Raw genomic sequence first — 17,257 nt, forward strand, 5'->3', positions numbered from 1 at the left:
TTTTGGGCGGGGCGCGGCGCCCCCCCCTATCCTTAGATCGCAGGAAACCCTTCTTAGGACGTGCTCCCGCCTCCGCGGCTGACGCCGCTCCTACAAGAAGCATTTACGGTTGATGCAAAAAAAAAGGCGCAGCCTGGTGGCTGCGCCCATGCGTATCACCGACGGGAGAGAGTTGCGCCGGCTAACGCCTTACTCATTTCACCTCGAACTGCTGCGGCGTACCGGCAGCCTTGCCATCGACGGTGACGTCGGCGGTGTACTTGCCAGCCGGCCACGGCTTGCTGTTGGCGAATTCGATATTGGTGGTACCGGCGTCGGTAGCATTGAGCGTGGCGCTCTGCTCACCGGCGGTCTGGCCATCCTGGTAGGTCAACTTGGCGGCCACCGGCACATTGCTGGCGGTGCCACTGGTCTTGATCGAAACGATGATCTTGTCCTTGGCAGCCAATACAGCAACCGGTGCCACCGACATATCAGCCGCCGCAGCGTTGCCAACCGTCACGGCGGTAACCGCGAGAACCGGGGCTGCAGGTGCGGACTCAACCATCGGTGCCGGGGCAGCAGCAACTGGCGGCGGCGGCGCAACCTCTTCTTCTTTCTTTTTGCAGCCAACCAGTGCCACGGCACCGACCACAGCGATCATCAAGGCACTGCTAAGCGAAGTCTTCTTCATGAATTGCTCCGAATCTGGTTTGAAAGTGCGTACGTAGTGGCGCGGGCTCAGCCCTGGCGCGCCGGAATTTTCAGCGTCTGTCCGGGGCGGATCTTGTCCGGGTCGTCGAGGACATCGCGGTTCGCATCGAATATCTTCTTCCATGCATTGCCATCGCCAAGCAGGTTCTTGGCGATCTTGGAGAGGTTGTCACCACTCTGCACCGTGTATTCCTGCTCACCGACGATCTCTTCGGTGCTGGTTACTGTTGCCGTGACACCGGAGAAATCCGCCTTTTCCACCACTTGTTCGGTGCTGGTGACGGAGCCGGTGACACCGGAAAAATCGGCTTTCTTATCAGTACTGCTCATCCAGGCTGCTCCTCCGTGACTGACTGGAAGCAACGATTGCACGACGCCTGTTAAGGTTTCATCGCGTCGACGTAAAAAGCAGCGTACGCAGCTGAATGTTTATTGACGCAGGTCGCGGATCGGGGCGCTGGCGGCCAAGCCTAGGCTGGACCGGCGTGGGTTGATATCCAGGCCGCCGCGGCGGGTGTAGCGCGCCTCCACCTCCAGCGTGGCTGGCTGGCAGCGCTGGCTCAGTTCCAGGAATATCCGCTCCACGCACTGTTCGTGGAACTCGGCGTGGTCGCGGTAGCTGACCAGGTAACGCAGCAGCCCCTCGCGATCAATGCGGGGGCCTTGGTAGCGGATGCTGACGCTGGCCCAGTCCGGCTGGCCGGTCACCGGGCAGTTCGACTTGAGCAACGCCGACACCAAGGTCTCGCTGACCACGTTGCCGGCATCGGCCAGCAGCAGGCTCGCATCGGGCGGGCCATAGCTGTCGATGGCGACATCCAGGTGATCGATGCCCTCGCCCGGCGCCTGGTCCACCGCTGGCAGGCCGAACTCGACCCGCACATCGGCACCGGCACAGGTCGACAGATCGGTGGCGATGCACTCGCGCACCGCTTCGGCACGGTTGAAACGCGCCCCGTTGAGCGAGTTCAGGTACAGCTTGAGCGACTTGGACTCGATCAGGTTCGGCGAGGTTCCCGGTACGTACAGGGTAGCGGTCTCCACGCAGGGCTTACCGCGCGCGTCCAGCCAGCCAAGTTCATAGATGTGCCAGCGGTCCTCGCCGACGAACGGCAGCTCGCTGCCCAGGCCGATCTCGGCACGGGCGCCAGCGCGCGGGATCGGGAACAGCAGACTGGCGTCATACTGGCGGGGGTAGTCGACCTCACGGCCGAGGCTGGAATCTTGGGGAGTATTCATTGGCCCCATTGTAATTGCGCCAGCTTGAGCGCCGGATATACCGAGGCGCTCTTTCGCAGGAAATCCGGTGTCTGGCGAAGCTTCAGTTCAGCAGTCGCTTCCACCATGATTTACCGGGCTTGGCCTGCGGGATCTCCTCGCTCACCAGCCGCATCACCTCGCGCTCCGGGTCCAGCGCAGAGGGGCCGTAGACCACGCGGATACGCTCTTCCTCGGTAGCCCCGAGGGTGTCGCCATTGCTGATGACCATGCCGTTCTCGATCAGGTAATCGACAATGCCGGTGAGCCGGCTGAACACGCCTTCGGCGGTGTCCCCGGTCTCGGGAATCTCGATGTCCATCAGGCCCAGCATGTCCATGCCGCGGGTATGCCCGGTCATCACCCCCTCCGGGCGCTGGCCGACATTGATCGCCACCCAGGCGATCGGCAGCGGCTCGGGCAAGGTGGCCTGGGTCAGCTCGCGGAACAGGCCTGGCAGCACAACGTGGTTGGCACTACCGAAGTAGATCGCCTGGATGTTGTCGGAAACGGCGACCGCCGAGGCCAATACGCGGCTGAGCAACGCGGCCTGCGCGACCAGGTTGGCTTCCTGCCCGTCGTCGCTGAAGCGCATCACGGTGACGATGGTGTGCGCGGTGTAATCCACCGGTGCTGGCGTGGCCTCCGGCCACAGCCGGCTGTGCGCGCAGATCTGCGCGACGTCATCGCCGATCTGCACCGGGATGGGCATCAACGCGATCAGGTAGTCCGCGTATTCCAGGCACAGCATCGGCGAATCGTCGTCATCGGCATCCTTGTTGACGGTGTCATCCGTCGTTGCTTCGCCCAGCCGCAGCAGCGACTGGTCCAGGTCGGGCCAATCGCTGCGTAGCTGCGCAAGCAGGGCTTCGGCGGTGAGCTGAGGGTCGAGCTGCGACTGCAGCAGCATGGCCAGGCTGACGCTCATGGGGCTCCTTCGTCCTTGTAGATAAGCCCCTGACACTACCCGCACTCAGCCTGCCTTGTCACCGTGCAGGTAATCCAGCGACACCTGCAACAGCGCGCGCAGGCCAACATCCAGTGCCTTTTCGTCGAGCAGGAACTTGGGCGAGTGGTTGCTTGGCGCGGTAGCCGGGTCGATGCCGGCACCGGTAGAACCGACGAAGAAGAACATCGACGGCACCTGCTGTGCGTACAGCGAGAAATCTTCCGAGCCCATCTGCAACGGCGGCTCATAAACGTTGCCCTTGCCGACCACGGCCTGCAGGCTGGGCAGCATGCGCGCGGTCAGCGCCGGGTCGTTGACCGTGGCGGGATTGCCATCCTTCTCGTAGATGTCGGTGACGGCTGTTGCGCCGTGGGCGGCGGCGGTGTGCTCAGCGACGTTGCGCAGGTCGGCGAAGATCTGCTTGCGCATGTCCGGATCGAAGGTACGGATGGTGCCGACCATTTCCACCGAGTCGGGAATGATGTTGTAGCGGATGCCGCCCTTGATCGCGCCGAAGGTGACCACCGCCGGCTGCTTGGACAGATTGACGCGGCGGCTGACGATGGTCTGCGCGGTGCCGATCAGATCGGAGGCCGCGACAATCGGATCAACACCGTTCCACGGCGCCGAGCCATGCGTCTGGCGGCCATTGACGGTGATGCCGAAGCGATCAGAAGCCGCCATCAACGGGCCACCGCGCACGGCGATCTGCCCCGCCTGCACGCTGGAGAACACATGCAGGCCGAATACCGCCTCCGGCTTGAAATCCTTGAACAGGCCTTCCTTCAACATCAGGTCGGCGCCGCCCTGCTCCGGTGGCGGTGCGCCTTCTTCGGCCGGCTGGAAGATCAGCATCACTTCGCCGGGCAGCTTGTCGCGCATCGCCACCAGTGCGTCGGCCACGCCCAGCAAAGTTGCGGTGTGCGCGTCATGACCGCAGGCGTGCATCACCCCGACCTGTTCGCCGCGGTACTCAGCGGTGGCCTTGGAGGCGAACGGCAGGCCCGTCTGCTCGGTGACCGGCAAGGCATCCATATCGGCACGCAGGGCGATCTTCGGGCCGGGCAGCCCACCCTTGATGATGGCGACCACGCCGTGCACGGCTACGCCGGTCTTCGGGCTCAGGCCCATCGCACGCAGACGCTCGGCGACCTTGGCCGCGGTACGTTCTTCGCGATTGGAGAGTTCCGGATGGGCGTGGAAGTCGCGCCGCCAATCCACCACTTGTTGCTGCAGGCGAGTAGCGGCAGCAGCCACCTCTGGCCGCTGGGCGGCATCCTGGGCCTGTGCCAGCGGGGCAAGGGCGCAAAGCAAGGCAGACAGCAACACGATCTTACGGGCCATCAGCAACTCTCCTTCGAATCGGGGACAGGGTGAATGTAGGCCAATCATGGGCCAAGCGGCCGCCGGCAGGGAACCGACACGATGTAGGCGATCCACCGTAGTGCCGAGCCATGCTCGGCAGGCGCCTTCCTAGCACCCCGTCAGCTTGTGGGAGCGGCGTCAGCCGCGAAACAGATGGTCCGTCAGATCACAGACCAGTCGGTGGTTCCAAGTTCGCCGGCTTCGCGGCTCACGCCGCTCCCACAGCATTCCTGCAGGTTGATGCGACTCAGGGAAGGCCCCTGCCGAGCATGGCTCGGCACTACAACATCGGGTCAACCGATGCCGCGATGGAACGTTCATCACCTGCACGGGTCTGTATGCGTGGCCCATCGGTCATGCCTCCATGACAACAGGCGCGGCGGTATCCTCTGCGCCTTGTTTGCCCTCCCCTATCGGTTCCTCAGGAGTTTTCGCATGTCGCGTTTCTGGAAGATCGTACTGCTGGTCATTGCAGTGCTGCTGGTGGCCGGTATCGGCTATCGGCTGATGGGGGGCGGCAAGCAGAAGGCCGGTGCGGCGCCGGCAGGCATGAACCAGGGCGGCCGGGGTGAGCAGGACAAGGACCCGGTGCCGGTCACCGCGGTCAGCGCCGAGAAGAAAGACGTGCCGGTCTACCTGACCGCGCAGGGCACGGTGACAGCGTTCAACACCGTCACGGTCAGCCCGCAGGTCGGCGGCCAGCTGCTCAGCGTCAACTTCCGCGAAGGCCAGGCGGTCAAGAAGGGCGACCTGCTCGCGCAGATCGACCCACGCACCTTCCAGGCCCAGTACGACCAGGCTGTCGCCAGCAAGCGTCAGAACGAGGCCCTGCTGGCTACCGCGCAGTCCAACTACGCGCGCTCCAACTCACCGGAGTACCGTCAGTTCGTCGCCCAGACCGACCTGACCACGCTGCGCAACCAGGTCAGCCAGTACCAGGCCGCGGTGGCCGCCTCGCAGGCATCGGCCGCGCAGGCGAAGGTGCAGCTGGACTACACCCGCATCACCTCCCCGATCAACGGCATCGCCGGTATCCGCGCGGTTGATCCGGGCAATGTGGTCAGCGCTGGCAGCCAGATCGTCACCGTGACCCAGCTGCAGCCGGCCTATGTGCTGTTCAACCTGCCCGAGCAGCAGCTGGACGCGGTGCGCAGCGCGCAGGCCGCCGGTCCACTGCAGACCTCGACCATGGATCGCGAAGGTGGCAGCGTGGTCAACGCCGACGGCGTGTTGCAGGTGGTGGACAACCAGATCAGCAGCAGCAGCGGTACTTTCCGCCTGCGTGCGCAGTTCCCCAATGCCAACGATGCATTGTGGCCGGGCCAATTCGTCAATGTGCAGATGAAGCTCAATGTGCTGCCGGGCGCGATCGTGGTGCCGGCCGAAGCGGTGCAGCGCAGCAGCACCAGCGATTTCGTCTACCTGGTGAAGTCCGACAACACCGTCACCCTGCGTGATGTGGTGCAGGGTGGCCAGGTCGATGACAGCCACGTGGTGATCAGCAAGGGCCTGCAGGCCGGCGACAAGGTCGTCACCGAAGGCCAGTTCCGCTTGAAGGAAGGCAGCAAGGTCAACGCACTGGCACCGGGCCAGGCACCGCCGGCACCGACCGAAGAACAGCTCAAGGCGGCCAGCCAGAAGGGCAACCGTGGTGGACGGGGTGGCCCGCCGCGCTGAGGCGCTGGCCGGCACCCGCCTCCCCTCCCCCGCACCAGGAACCGACCGTGGGCTTTTCGACTATCTTCATCCGGCGCCCGATCGCCACCTCCCTGTTGATGATCGGTTTGATGCTGCTGGGCATCCTCGGTTACCAGCGCCTACCGGTTGCGGCCTTGCCCGAAATCGAAGCGCCCAGTCTGGTGGTGACCACCCAGTACCCGGGTGCCAGCGCGCAGACCATGGCCTCGCTGGTGACCACGCCGCTGGAGCGGCAGCTGGGGCAGATTTCCGGACTGGACATGATGACCTCCGATTCCTCGGCAGGCCTGTCCAGCATCGTGCTGCAGTTCTCGATGGAACGCGATCTGGATACCGCCGCGCAGGACGTGCAGGCGGCAATCCGTCAAGCCACCCTGCCCAGCTCACTGCCCTACCAGCCGGTCTACAACCGGGTTAATCCGGCCGATGCACCGATCCTGACCCTGAAGCTGGCCTCGGACACGCGCCCGCTGCGTGAGGTCAACGATCTGGCCGACTCGATCCTGGCCCAGCGCCTGTCGCAGACCGACGGCGTCGGCCTGGTCTCCATCGCCGGCAATGTGCGGCCGGCGGTGCGTATCCAGGTCAACCCTGCGCAGCTGTCCAACATGGGCATGACCCTGGAAGACCTGCGCAGTGCGCTGACCCAGGCCAACGTCAACGCGCCCAAGGGCTCGCTCAACGGCAAGACGCAGAGCTATACGCTGTCCACCAACGACCAGCTCAGCGACGCGGCCGACTACAACGACATCATCATCCGTTACCAGAACGGTGCGCCGGTGCGCCTGCGCGACGTCGCCAAGGTGGTTGATGGCGTCGAGAACGACCAGCTCGCCGCCTGGGCCGATGGCAAGCCGGCGGTGCTGCTGGAAGTGCGCCGCCAGCCCGGTGCAAACATCGTCAAGACGGTGGAGAACATCCGCCAGATCCTGCCCAACCTGCAGGGCATGCTGCCGGCCGACGTAAAGCTCGATGTGTTCTCCGACCGCACCGTCACCATCCGCGCCTCGGTGCATGACGTGCAGTTCACCCTGATCCTCACCATCTGCCTGGTGGTGGCGGTGATCTTCGTGTTCCTGCGCCGGCTGTGGGCAACAGTCATCCCGTCGGTGGCGGTGCCGCTGTCCCTGCTCGGCACGTTCGGGGTGATGGCCTTCGCCGGCATGTCGCTGGACAACCTGTCGCTGATGGCGCTGACCGTGGCCACCGGCTTCGTGGTCGACGATGCGATCGTGATGATCGAGAACATCGTGCGCTACATCGAGAAGGGCAAGGACGGCCAGGAAGCAGCGGAAATCGGCTCCAAGGAAATTGGCTTCACCGTGCTGTCGCTGACGGTTTCCCTGATCGCGGTATTCCTGCCGCTGATCCTGATGCCGGGCGTCACCGGTCGTTTGTTCCACGAGTTCGCCTGGGTGTTGTCGATTGCAGTGGCGATCTCGATGGTGATCTCGCTGACGCTGACGCCGATGATGTGCGCCTACCTGCTCAAGCCCGATGCGCTACCCGAGGGCGACGACGCGCACGAGCGTACCGCAGCGGAAGGCAAGGTCACCGCCTGGTCGCGTCTGGTCGGCGTCTACGAGCGCACCTTGGACTGGGTGCTGCACCACCAGCCACTGACCTTGGGCATCGCCCTGGCATCGGTCGCGCTGACCGTAGTGCTGTACATGGTGATCCCCAAGGGCCTGCTGCCCGACCAGGACACCGGCATGATCACCGGCGTGGTCATCGCCGACCAGAACGTCGCCTTCGAGCAGATGCAGCAGCGCACCCAGGCGGTCGCCGCCGCGCTGCAGAGCGATGAAGCGGTTACCGGTGTAGCTGCCTACATCGGTGCTGGCAGCATGAATCCCACCCTCAACCAAGGCCAGCTGAGCATCGTGCTCAAGGACCGTGGCGATCGTGATGGCTTGGATGTGATCCTGTCGCGTCTGCAGGCCGCCGCTGCACATATTCCCGGCGTCGCGCTGTACTTGAAGCCGGTACAGGACGTGACCCTGGATACGCGTGTGGCTGCCACCGCCTACCAGTTCTCGCTGTCGGACATGGACAGCGCCGAGCTGGCCAAGCAGACCGAGCGCGTCACCGACGCATTGCGCCGCCTGCCTGAGCTGGCCGACGTCGACGACAACCTGGCCAACCATGGCCGTGCGCTGCATGTGGAAGTGGACCGCGACAAGGCCAGCCGCTACGGCGTGCCGATGCAGACCATCGACGACACGCTTTACGACGCCTATGGTCAACGCCAGATCTCGACCATCTTCACCCAGCTCAACCAGTACCGCGTGGTGCTGGAAGTGGCACCGGAGTTCCGCACCAGCGACGCACTGATGAACCAGCTGGCGATCGGCAGCAATGGCAGCGGCACGCTCAGCGGCAGCAATGCCACCACCCTGGGCCAGGTGACGTCGAGCAACTCGTCCACCGCCACCGGCATCGGCAGTGCCAATACCGGCATCGCACTCGGCGCAGGCGGCAGCATCCCGTTGTCGGCGATCGCCAGCGCTAAGCCCGGCACCGCGCCGCTGATCGTCAGCCACCAGCAGCAGCTGCCGTCGGCGACGATCTCGTTCAACCTGGCACCCGGCTACTCCTTGTCCGAAGGTGTGGATGCGATCAACAAAACCGTGGCCGAACTGGAGCTGCCGCAGCGGATGCAGGCGCAGTTCGTCGGCACCGCCGCCGAGTTCTCCAGTAGCCAGACCGATGTGATCCTGTTGCTGCTGGCCGCCATCGCAGTGATCTACATCGTGCTCGGCGTGCTGTACGAGAGCTGGATCCATCCGCTGACCATCATCTCGACCCTGCCGCCTGCCGGTGTCGGTGCACTGCTGGCCTTGTACCTGTGTGGCATGAGCCTGTCGGTGGATGGCATCGTCGGCATCGTGCTGCTGATCGGCATCGTCAAGAAGAACGCGATCATGATGATCGACTTCGCGCTGGACGCGCAGCGTTCCGGCGCCAATGCCTATGACGCGATCCGCCGCGCCTGCCTGCTGCGTTTCCGCCCGATCATGATGACCACCGCCGCGGCCATGCTTGGCGCCCTGCCGCTGGCGCTGGGCACCGGTATCGGTTCGGAGCTGCGGCGGCCGCTGGGTGTGGCCATCGTCGGCGGCCTGCTGCTGTCGCAGCTGGTGACCCTGTACACCACGCCGGTGATCTACCTGTACTTCGAGCGTCTGTCCGAGTGGGCGACCAAGCGCCGCGAGCAACGCGCCGCTGCACGCCTGCAGACGGCACGGTAAGCGCGGATGAACATCTCCGCGCCTTTCATCTCGCGCCCGATCGGCATCACCCTGCTGGCGATCGGCCTGTTCTTCGCTGGGCTGGTCTGCTACCTGCGGCTGGGCGTTGCTGCCCTGCCCAATCTGGCCATCCCGGTGATCTTCGTGCAGGCCTCCAACACCGGTGCCGACGCCAACACCATGGCAGCCACGGTCACCGCGCCATTGGAACGGCACTTGGGCCAGGTGCCCGGCATCGACACCATGCGCTCCAGCAGCAGCGATGGCCGCAGCATGGTGTTCCTGATGTTCAACACCAGCCGCAACATCGATTCGGCTGCACAGGACGTGCAGGCTGCGATCAATGCGGCCATGGCCGACCTGCCGGCCGGCATCAACACGCCCACCTACCAGAAAGCCAACCCTAACGACGATCCAGTGATCGCCTTGGCGCTGACCTCGGACACGCAGTCGGTAGCCGAGCTGTACAACACCGCCGACTCGTTGTTGGCGCAACGTTTGCGCCAGCTGCCCGGTGTCTCACAGGTGGATATCGCCGGTGCCTCCACGCCCGCGGTGCGCGTGGACCTCAACCTGCGCGCGATGACCGCGCTGGGCCTGAGCCCGGATGACCTGCGCAATGCGATGCGCGCGGCCAACGTTGCTTCGCCGCTGGGCTTCCTCAGCGATGGCAGCAACCAGACCGCGATCATCCTCAACGACCAGATCCGCAAGGCCTCGGATTTCGCCAATGTGGCCATCTCAACCCATGACGGCGCAGTCGTCCGGCTGAAAGACGTGGCCACGGTCTACGACGGCCAGCAGGACGCGTATCAAGCCGCGTGGTTCAACGGCAAGCGCGGCGTGCTGATGTATGTCTACCTGCGCAGCGGCGACAACCTGGTCGCCACCGTCGATCGGGTGAAGGCGGCCATTCCCTCGCTTACCGGTTATCTGGATGCGGGCAGCACGCTGACGCCGTACTTCGACCGCACGCCGACCATCCGCGCCTCGCTGGCCGAAGTGCAGATCACCTTGATGATCAGCCTGCTGATGGTGATCCTGACCATGGCGCTGTTCCTGCGCCGGCTGGCGCCGACGCTGATTGCCGCAGTGACTGTTCCACTGTCACTGGCCGGTGCCGCGCTGGTGATGTACGCGCTGGACTTCACCCTCAACAACCTCACCCTGCTGGCGCTGGTGATCGCCATTGGCTTCGTCGTCGACGATGCCATCGTGGTGATTGAGAACGTCATGCGCCACCTCGACGAGGGCATGCCGCGACGTGAAGCAGCGATGGCTGGCGCGCGCGAGATCGGCTTCACCATCGTCTCGATCACCGCTTCCTTGATTGCGGTATTCCTGCCGATCATCTTCGCCCAGGGCATGATCGGTGCATTCTTCCGCGAGTTCACCCTCACTCTGGTCGCGGCGATCCTGGTCTCGGCGGTGGTCTCGCTGACCCTGACCCCGGCACTGTGCGCACGCTTCCTGCATCCGCATGCCGAAGGCGCACGCGATACCCGCACCAACCGCATGCTGGACCGCGTGCATGAGGGCATGCTCAAGGTCTACACGGTCGCGCTGGACTTCTCCCTGCGCCACGCCCTGCTGCTGTCGCTGACGCCGCTGTTGTTGATCGTGGCGACGTTCTACCTGGCCGGCTCGGTCAGCAAGGGCCAGTTCCCCGAGCAGGACACCGGCCTGATCTGGGGCCGCGCCAGCTCCAGCGCCACCGTCTCGTTCCAGGAAATGGCCGAACGCCAGCGTCGGCTCAGCGATACCTTCCTGGCCGACCCGGCGGTAAAGATGGTGGGCTCGCGACTGGGCTCCAGCCGCCAGGGCAGCAGCGCACAGTTCAACATCGAGCTGCATACCGAGAAGGAAGGCCGCAAGGAGCCCACCAATGTGGTGGTCAGCCGGCTAAGCGCCAAGGCTGCGCAGTTCCCGGATCTGGATGTGCGCTTGCGCGCCATCCAGGACTTGCCCTCCGACGGTGGCGGTGGCGGTTCACAGGGCGCGCAGAACCGCGTGACCCTGCAGGGCAACGACGCCGAACAGCTGGCCGAATGGCTGCCCAAGCTGGTGACCGCGTTGAAGCAACATCCGCAGCTGCGTGATGTCGGTTCGGACGTGGACAAGGGCGGCTTGATGCAGAAGATCGTCATCGACCGCGAGAAGGCCTCACGCCTTGGCGTGACCATTGGCGCCATCGACGGCGCGTTGTACGGTGCCTTCGGCCAACGCCAGATCTCCACCATTTATGCCGACCTCAACCAGTACGGCGTCGTGGTCAATGCACTGCCCAGCCAGACCGGCAGCCCGGCCGCTATCGAAGATCTGTACGTGCCATCCAAGAGCGGGCAGATGATTCCGCTGACTGCGCTGGCCCATCAGGAACCAGGACTGGCGCCCTCGCAGGTCACCCACCAGAACCAGTACACGGTGATGGACCTGAGCTACAACCTGGCACCGGGCGTAAGCAGCGGCGAAGGCGATGCCATCGTCAAATCGGTGATCGAAGGCCTGCGCATGCCCGGCGATATCCGCCAGGCTGCGCCCGGTGGTTTCCGTCAGGCGATGGACCCGGTCGCGATGCTGATGCTGATCATCGCCGCCATCGCCACGGTCTACATCGTGCTCGGCATGCTCTACGAAAACCTGGTGCATCCGGTGACGATTCTGTCGACGTTGCCGGCCGCGGGCATGGGCGCCTTGTTGGCCTTGTGGGCCACCAACACCGACCTGTCGATCATCTCGATGATCGCGTTGGTGTTGCTGATCGGCATCGTCAAGAAAAACGCGATCATGATGATCGACTTCGCTTTGGTCGCGCAGCGCGTGCACGGCAAGTCGCCGGCTGATGCGGTCCGTGAAGCCTGCATCGTGCGGTTCCGCCCGATCATGATGACCACGATGGTTGCCATTCTTGCGGCACTACCGCTGGCGATTGGCCTGGGTGAAGGCTCGGAACTGCGGCGTCCGTTGGGCATCGCAATGATCGGCGGCCTGCTGATCTCGCAGAGCCTGACCCTGCTCAGCACGCCGGCCCTGTACGTGATCTTCTCCTGCCTGCAGCAGCATTGGCGCAACTGGCGCGCACGCAGCAAGGAGCGCAAGCGCCTGCGCAAGCTCGCACGCGCGTGATCCCACTCCCTCCCTTGCGCGCAGCGCAGGGGAGGGCTGGGGAGGGGTGCTCTGGCTGTTGCTTTGGCTTTGGCTGTTGCTCTGGCTGTTGCTCTGGCTGTTGCTTTGGCTTTGGCTTTGGCTTTGGCTGTTGCTTCAGCCCTTCTCCCGCCTGCGGGAGAAGGGTTGGGATGAGGGGAGCTTTGGCTTTTTGCGCGCTGCGATCTAAGCGAAAAAAGCGACAGCAACAACGCAAAAGCTCACCCCTCCCCAACCCTCCCCTGCGCGCAAGGGAGGGGGCGAAGCGCAAAGCTGGCCCTCCGCAGCCACTTCTGCCACCGTATAGCCGCACCACGCTCCCGTCGGTCAAGACTGGTATCGCAATGCCCCTATTCAAATTCACCCGCCACGGCGGGCAAGCACGCGGCAGCCAACCGCACTCTCCCCTGCCCTGGATCGCCTTGATCGCGCTGATCCTCGGCGCAGTGGCGCTCGGCTTTGCCTGGCTCGCCGGTTGGATCGGTCGCGATCGGCTGACCGCACAGAACTTCACCGACGCCATCGAAGCTACCGGCGCAAACCACCCCGGCTTTCGCCGCGCCCACAGCAAGGGCGTATGCGTCAGTGGTTGGTTCGAACCCAGCGCACAGGCACCACAGCTGTCACACGCCCGCATATTCGAACAGTCGCGCGTACCGGTGCTCGGCCGCCTGTCGATAGGCGGCGGCAATCCACATGGCGCCGACAACAGCGCGCGCGTACGCAGCATCGCCGTGCAGCTGAGCAGCGACGATGGCCAGCAGTGGCGCATGGCCATGAACAGCTTCCCGTTCCTCGCCGTGGCCACACCGGAAGCCTTATACGAGCAGACCCGCGCGCAGATCCCCGACCCGGCCACCGGCAAGCCAAACCCGGCCAAGCTGGCGGCGATCCAGGAAAAGTACCCCAGCGCCCGTGCCTTCACCCAATGGGCCAAGACCGCGCCGTGGACCAACAGCTGGGCCAGCACCGAGTTCAACAGCGTCAACAGCTTCTGGTTCACCAATGCACAGGGGCAACGCCGTGCAGTGCGTTGGCGCTGGCAGCCACAGGCCACGCCGCGAGAACTGGATACCGCCAGCCGCGAACAGGCCGGAGTGGATTTCCTCAGCCAGGATCTGCAGCAGCGGCTCGCGCAGGGGCCGGTTCGCTGGAACCTGGTGGTGACTTTGGCCAGTACGAGTGACGCGATCAATGATCCATCGGTGCCATGGCCAGCTGAGCGCGAGCAGATAGTCGCCGGCGTCCTCAACATCGATCGGACGCAGGCGCAGGAACAAGGCAGCTGCAACGACCTCAACTTCGACCCACTGATTCTTCCAGACGGCGTCGAAGGCAGCGACGACCCCATCCTCGCCGCCCGCTCGGCGGTGTACTCGCAGTCCTTCAATCGCCGCGAGCGCGAGCGCGCGACCGGCGAAGCTGCACGTGACAACGCACAGGTGCAGCCATGAGCCAAAGCAACGGACACTTCAACCTGCTGGCGCGAGTGCTGCACTGGAGCATGGCGCTGCTGATCCTGGCGATGCTGTTCATCGGCGTAACCATGGTTGCCTCCGTGCATCTGCGTCCCGGCCTGATCAATCTGCACCGTCCGCTCGGCATCCTGATCTTGGTACTGGCCCTGCTGCGCCTGTACAACCGCCTGCGCCACAAGCCACCGCCGCTGCCCGCTGATCTGCCTGCTTGGCAAGCATGGGCAGCCACCGCCTCGCACTGGCTGCTGTATGCGTTGATGCTGGCGATGCCATTGATCGGCTGGGCAATGTTGTCGGCAGGCGGCTATCCCATCGTGCTGTGGGGCGGCGTGCAGCTGCCGGCCATCGTGCCGCATACACCATCGCTGTATGCACTGCTGCGCAATGCCCACAGCCTGCTGGCCTACCTGCTGTTCGTGACGGTGCTGATGCATGTGGGTGCGGCCTTGTTCCACGCCTGGGTGCGCCGCGACGGCGTGTTCCAGGCGATGGCGCGCGGCCCACGCCGCTGATGCATTCAGGGCGCGGGCGGCTTGCCCTCGCCCTTGCTAGTAGCAGCCCAATAGATGCCGCCGTACAGGTGCTCCAGATAGCTTGGATCGTTATAGGCCTCGGCCTGATGACCCAACGCGGTGGCGAATATGCGGCCGCCTTCGAAACGGTGGTACCAGGCCACGGGATGATCCCTGCCCATGCCCTTGGCAACCTGGCCCGGCCATATCAGCGTGGGATCGTAGCTGCGCTCATCGACCGCCAGCAGCGTGACCAGTTCATCGCTGTACGGCGGGTCGTACTCGTACCATTCATCACTCCATAGCCAGCGCTGTGGAAGACCTGCGGTCGCCGGGAAGTCGCGGTTTACAACATCGACCATGGCGGTCTGCAGATAGGGATGGGTACGGAACGAGCGGCCGATCATGCGGTCGTACCACTCCCACTCACCGCGCCGTATCGCGAACGCCTTGTGCACGGCGACCACACCGCCACCATCGCGCACGTACTGCTGGAATTTTTCACGCTGCGCGGGCGACAACTCGGTGGCCGGGGTGTTGAGCAATACGATGGCGTCGTACTGCGCCAGATCCTGATCGAAGACGGTGGTGTTCCAGGCCCAGGTCAGCGCGAAGTAGTGCTGCCGCGCCAGCGCCTCGAACTGCGGCTTGGCGACCGGGATGTAGTCATGGTGGTATTGATTGGGAATTGCAGCGACCAGTACCTTGAACTGCTGCGCCCACGCCGGGCTGCAGGCAAACAGCATTACCACCAACATCCAGCATCTACGTCGCATGTTCAGTTCCTGCCCGGGGTTGCAGCGAGCATAGTGTGCTGTCGATGCGCCAGCATCAGCCTTGCTGAAATTTCATAGCTCCTACGGATAAAAGCATACCGCCATGCCGTTGTAGGAGCGGCGTGAGCCGCGAAGCAAGGGATGTGCCCGTTGCGGCGGGGTTGGGTTTGCTTGGAGGGCCCCTGCCGAGCATGGCTCGGCACTACGTTTGTTGGGTTTGTTGGAAAACCTCTGCCGAGCATGGCTCGTCACTACGTTGGTTGGGCTTGTGCAGAAAGCCCCTGCCGAGCATCGCTCGGCACTACATTTGGCTACAGCCAGCCCTTTTGGCGTGCTACGCGGTGCGCTTCTATGCGATTGGCAACGCCGAGCTTGCCGATGCATTCGGAAAGGTAATTACGCACGGTGCCGTGCGACAGGCCGAGCTGCTCGGCGATCTCATTGGCGGAGCGGCCTTCACCGGCCAGGCGCAACACCTGCCGCTCGCGATCATTCAACGGGTCGGCCTCGGACCAGGCTTCCACCGCCAGTTGCGGATCGATCGCGCGGCCACCGCGCTGCACCTGACGCAGGGCATCGGCAAGCTTTTCCGCTGGCGCGTCCTTGAGCAGATAACCCTGCACACCCGCATCCAATGCACGCCGCAGGAAACCACTGCGGGCAAACGTGGTCACGATCACCACCTTGATTGGCAGCTGGTGACGTTGCACGCGTTGCGCCAATTCCAGACCGGTCAGCAATGGCATTTCAATATCGGTGACCAGGATGTCCGGCTTCAGCCGCTGCAGTTCGCGCCAGGCGATCTCACCATCGGCGGCGGTGCCTATCACTTCGATATCGGCTTCAAGATTGAGCAAGGCCGACAGCGCACCGCGCACCATCGCCTGATCCTCGGCCAGCAGGATACGGATCATGCGCCCGCTCCCTGCGCCGGCAGGTTTGCCGAATCAAGCTGCGCGGTGTTCGCCACGGATTCGTAGGCCATCCGTTGTTCCTGTATCGGGATACGAACCTTCAATCGGGTGCCTTGCCCCTTCGGCGACTCGATCTGCAGTTCGCCTCCCAATGCCAATACGCGCTCGCGCATTCCGGCCAAGCCGTTGCCATTGGCCGAAACGCCACCGCGACCGTCATCGACAACCTCCATCAACACCGCCTCCGGCAACACATTGATACTGATCAGTGCCTCATTGGCCTGCGCATGGCGGGCGATATTGGTGGCCGCCTCGCGCAACACCATCGACAAGCCAGCCTCGATCCACGCGGGCATCGCCGGCGGCGGTGCATAGCGCAGGTGCACCCGCGAGGATTCCAGCAGCAGATGTGCAGACGCCAGCTCGGCTGCGAGATCGGCAGCACGGAAACCGGTAACCGCACTGCGCACCTGTGCAAGTGCATCACGCGCGATCTGCTCGGCCTCGGCCAATTCGCGCTGTGAGCGCTGCGGGTCGCGCTCGAACAGCTTGCGCGACAATTCCATCTTCAGTGTGATCAACGACAAGGTATGCCCGAGCAGGTCATGCAGATCGCGACCGATGCGCTCGCGCTCTGCTGTCGCTGCCAAACGTCGCACTTCTTCGTGCGAGAGCCGTAGCGCGGCGTCCTTCTCGCTGCTCGATCGTTCCACATTGACGATCAAGCCGATGATCACCGCCAGCGCCGGAATCCACGCAATCACCTGCCAAGGGTAGCCAATCCACCAGGCCAGCGACAGGAACGCCAGGTTCAACAACGCCAGTTCGAACATGTATTGGCGCGTACTGATGCAACGGTTGGTCCGCAGCATCACGCAACCAAACACGAAGTAATTCATGCCGGAGGGATAGATCGGCAGCAAGGCCATCGACAGTACGATCATCGCCAACGCGAAGATCGGCGCATGCCGGCGCGCACTTGTCAGCGTCAACATGTAGAACAGGATGAACAGCGGGAACGACCACAATGTGATCAGCGCCCAGCGCAGGGTGTAGCCCGCACCGAACATCGGCGTGATGAACACCCATACCGTCCACAGCAGATGTACGGCATCCACCCACGGCCATTTGCCGAGCTTGATGTTGTCGGCCACCACCGAATCCGGTGCCGGCTTCAACCATTCAGGTCGCTGCAATCCCATCGGCGTTCATCCTGTGCA

Annotated in this window: 13 protein-coding genes; 5 read left to right on the forward strand and 8 right to left on the reverse strand. The window is 64.0% G+C overall.

Annotated features, from left to right (window positions below):
- Positions 1-193: 193 nt before the first annotated feature.
- From ACVOK8_RS15150 to ACVOK8_RS15170, 5 genes are all read right to left on the reverse strand, one after another.
- Positions 194-673, reverse strand: coding sequence for a hypothetical protein (locus ACVOK8_RS15150; protein ID WP_481567554.1), 480 nt, complete (start codon positions 671-673; stop codon positions 194-196).
- 47 nt (positions 674-720) lie between these two features.
- Positions 721-1,023 (reverse strand): LysM peptidoglycan-binding domain-containing protein, encoded by a 303-nt coding sequence (locus ACVOK8_RS15155; protein ID WP_481517079.1) that lies wholly within the window; start codon positions 1,021-1,023, stop codon positions 721-723.
- 99 nt (positions 1,024-1,122) lie between these two features.
- Entirely contained in the window at positions 1,123-1,932 is an 810-nt protein-coding gene (gene queF / locus ACVOK8_RS15160; protein WP_481567555.1) for an NADPH-dependent 7-cyano-7-deazaguanine reductase QueF, read from the reverse strand.
- An 82-nt stretch (positions 1,933-2,014) separates the two neighbouring features.
- Positions 2,015-2,878 (reverse strand): DUF4261 domain-containing protein, encoded by an 864-nt coding sequence (locus ACVOK8_RS15165; RefSeq protein WP_481567556.1) that lies wholly within the window; start codon positions 2,876-2,878, stop codon positions 2,015-2,017.
- A gap of 45 nt (positions 2,879-2,923) precedes the next feature.
- Positions 2,924-4,243: an amidohydrolase gene (locus ACVOK8_RS15170; RefSeq protein ID WP_481567557.1), complete on the reverse strand. Its 1,320-nt coding sequence runs from the start codon at positions 4,241-4,243 to the stop codon at positions 2,924-2,926.
- A 456-nt stretch (positions 4,244-4,699) separates the two neighbouring features.
- Between ACVOK8_RS15170 and ACVOK8_RS15175 the strand changes: the two genes are divergently transcribed.
- The 5 genes from ACVOK8_RS15175 to ACVOK8_RS15195 all read left to right on the forward strand — a co-directional run bounded on the left by ACVOK8_RS15175 (position 4,700) and on the right by ACVOK8_RS15195 (position 14,347).
- Positions 4,700-5,941 carry an efflux RND transporter periplasmic adaptor subunit gene (locus ACVOK8_RS15175; protein ID WP_481567558.1) on the forward strand — a complete coding sequence of 414 codons (1,242 nt, stop codon included), beginning with the start codon at positions 4,700-4,702 and terminating at the stop codon, positions 5,939-5,941.
- A 47-nt stretch (positions 5,942-5,988) separates the two neighbouring features.
- Positions 5,989-9,213 carry an efflux RND transporter permease subunit gene (locus tag ACVOK8_RS15180; protein WP_481567559.1) on the forward strand — a complete coding sequence of 1,075 codons (3,225 nt, stop codon included), beginning with the start codon at positions 5,989-5,991 and terminating at the stop codon, positions 9,211-9,213.
- Between the two features lie 6 nt (positions 9,214-9,219).
- On the forward strand, positions 9,220-12,339 hold the full coding sequence (locus tag ACVOK8_RS15185; RefSeq protein ID WP_481567560.1) for an efflux RND transporter permease subunit: 3,120 nt from the start codon (positions 9,220-9,222) through the stop codon (positions 12,337-12,339).
- 362 nt (positions 12,340-12,701) lie between these two features.
- Positions 12,702-13,811, forward strand: a complete 1,110-nt coding sequence (locus ACVOK8_RS15190; protein WP_481567561.1) for a catalase family peroxidase — start codon at positions 12,702-12,704, stop codon at positions 13,809-13,811.
- Positions 13,808-14,347, forward strand: a complete 540-nt coding sequence (locus tag ACVOK8_RS15195) for a cytochrome b (protein ID WP_481567562.1) — start codon at positions 13,808-13,810, stop codon at positions 14,345-14,347. Before ACVOK8_RS15190 ends, ACVOK8_RS15195 begins: the two co-directional genes overlap by 4 nt.
- Before the next feature lie 5 nt (positions 14,348-14,352).
- Here the strand turns inward: ACVOK8_RS15195 and ACVOK8_RS15200 are convergent, their stop codons facing one another.
- From ACVOK8_RS15200 to ACVOK8_RS15210, 3 genes are all read right to left on the reverse strand, one after another.
- Complete coding sequence (locus tag ACVOK8_RS15200) at positions 14,353-15,105, reverse strand: ThuA domain-containing protein (protein WP_481567573.1); 753 nt, start codon at positions 15,103-15,105, stop codon at positions 14,353-14,355.
- Between the two features lie 329 nt (positions 15,106-15,434).
- Positions 15,435-16,037: a response regulator transcription factor gene (locus ACVOK8_RS15205; protein WP_481567563.1), complete on the reverse strand. Its 603-nt coding sequence runs from the start codon at positions 16,035-16,037 to the stop codon at positions 15,435-15,437.
- A complete protein-coding gene (locus tag ACVOK8_RS15210) occupies positions 16,034-17,239 on the reverse strand; it encodes a sensor histidine kinase (protein ID WP_481567564.1) in 1,206 nt (401 codons plus the stop codon). The genes ACVOK8_RS15205 and ACVOK8_RS15210 overlap by 4 nt, the downstream gene beginning before the upstream one ends.
- Positions 17,240-17,257: the final 18 nt, after the last annotated feature.

This window comes from Stenotrophomonas sp. STEN083, from assembly GCF_056759195.1.

Excerpts from the sequence above, each read along its gene's own strand:
- ACVOK8_RS15155 (WP_481517079.1), bottom strand. The coding sequence starts at position 1,023 with ATGAGCAGTACTGATAAGAAAGCCGATTTTTCCGGTGTCACCGGCTCC.
- ACVOK8_RS15205 (WP_481567563.1), bottom strand. The coding sequence starts at position 16,037 with ATGATCCGTATCCTGCTGGCCGAGGATCAGGCGATGGTGCGCGGTGCG.
- ACVOK8_RS15210 (WP_481567564.1), bottom strand. The coding sequence starts at position 17,239 with ATGGGATTGCAGCGACCTGAATGGTTGAAGCCGGCACCGGATTCGGTG.
- queF (WP_481567555.1), bottom strand. The coding sequence starts at position 1,932 with ATGAATACTCCCCAAGATTCCAGCCTCGGCCGTGAGGTCGACTACCCC.
- ACVOK8_RS15165 (WP_481567556.1), bottom strand. The coding sequence starts at position 2,878 with ATGAGCGTCAGCCTGGCCATGCTGCTGCAGTCGCAGCTCGACCCTCAG.
- ACVOK8_RS15190 (WP_481567561.1), top strand. The coding sequence starts at position 12,702 with ATGCCCCTATTCAAATTCACCCGCCACGGCGGGCAAGCACGCGGCAGC.
- ACVOK8_RS15150 (WP_481567554.1), bottom strand. The coding sequence starts at position 673 with ATGAAGAAGACTTCGCTTAGCAGTGCCTTGATGATCGCTGTGGTCGGT.
- ACVOK8_RS15185 (WP_481567560.1), top strand. The coding sequence starts at position 9,220 with ATGAACATCTCCGCGCCTTTCATCTCGCGCCCGATCGGCATCACCCTG.
- ACVOK8_RS15200 (WP_481567573.1), bottom strand. The coding sequence starts at position 15,105 with ATGTTGGTGGTAATGCTGTTTGCCTGCAGCCCGGCGTGGGCGCAGCAG.
- ACVOK8_RS15170 (WP_481567557.1), bottom strand. The coding sequence starts at position 4,243 with ATGGCCCGTAAGATCGTGTTGCTGTCTGCCTTGCTTTGCGCCCTTGCC.
- ACVOK8_RS15175 (WP_481567558.1), top strand. The coding sequence starts at position 4,700 with ATGTCGCGTTTCTGGAAGATCGTACTGCTGGTCATTGCAGTGCTGCTG.
- ACVOK8_RS15195 (WP_481567562.1), top strand. The coding sequence starts at position 13,808 with ATGAGCCAAAGCAACGGACACTTCAACCTGCTGGCGCGAGTGCTGCAC.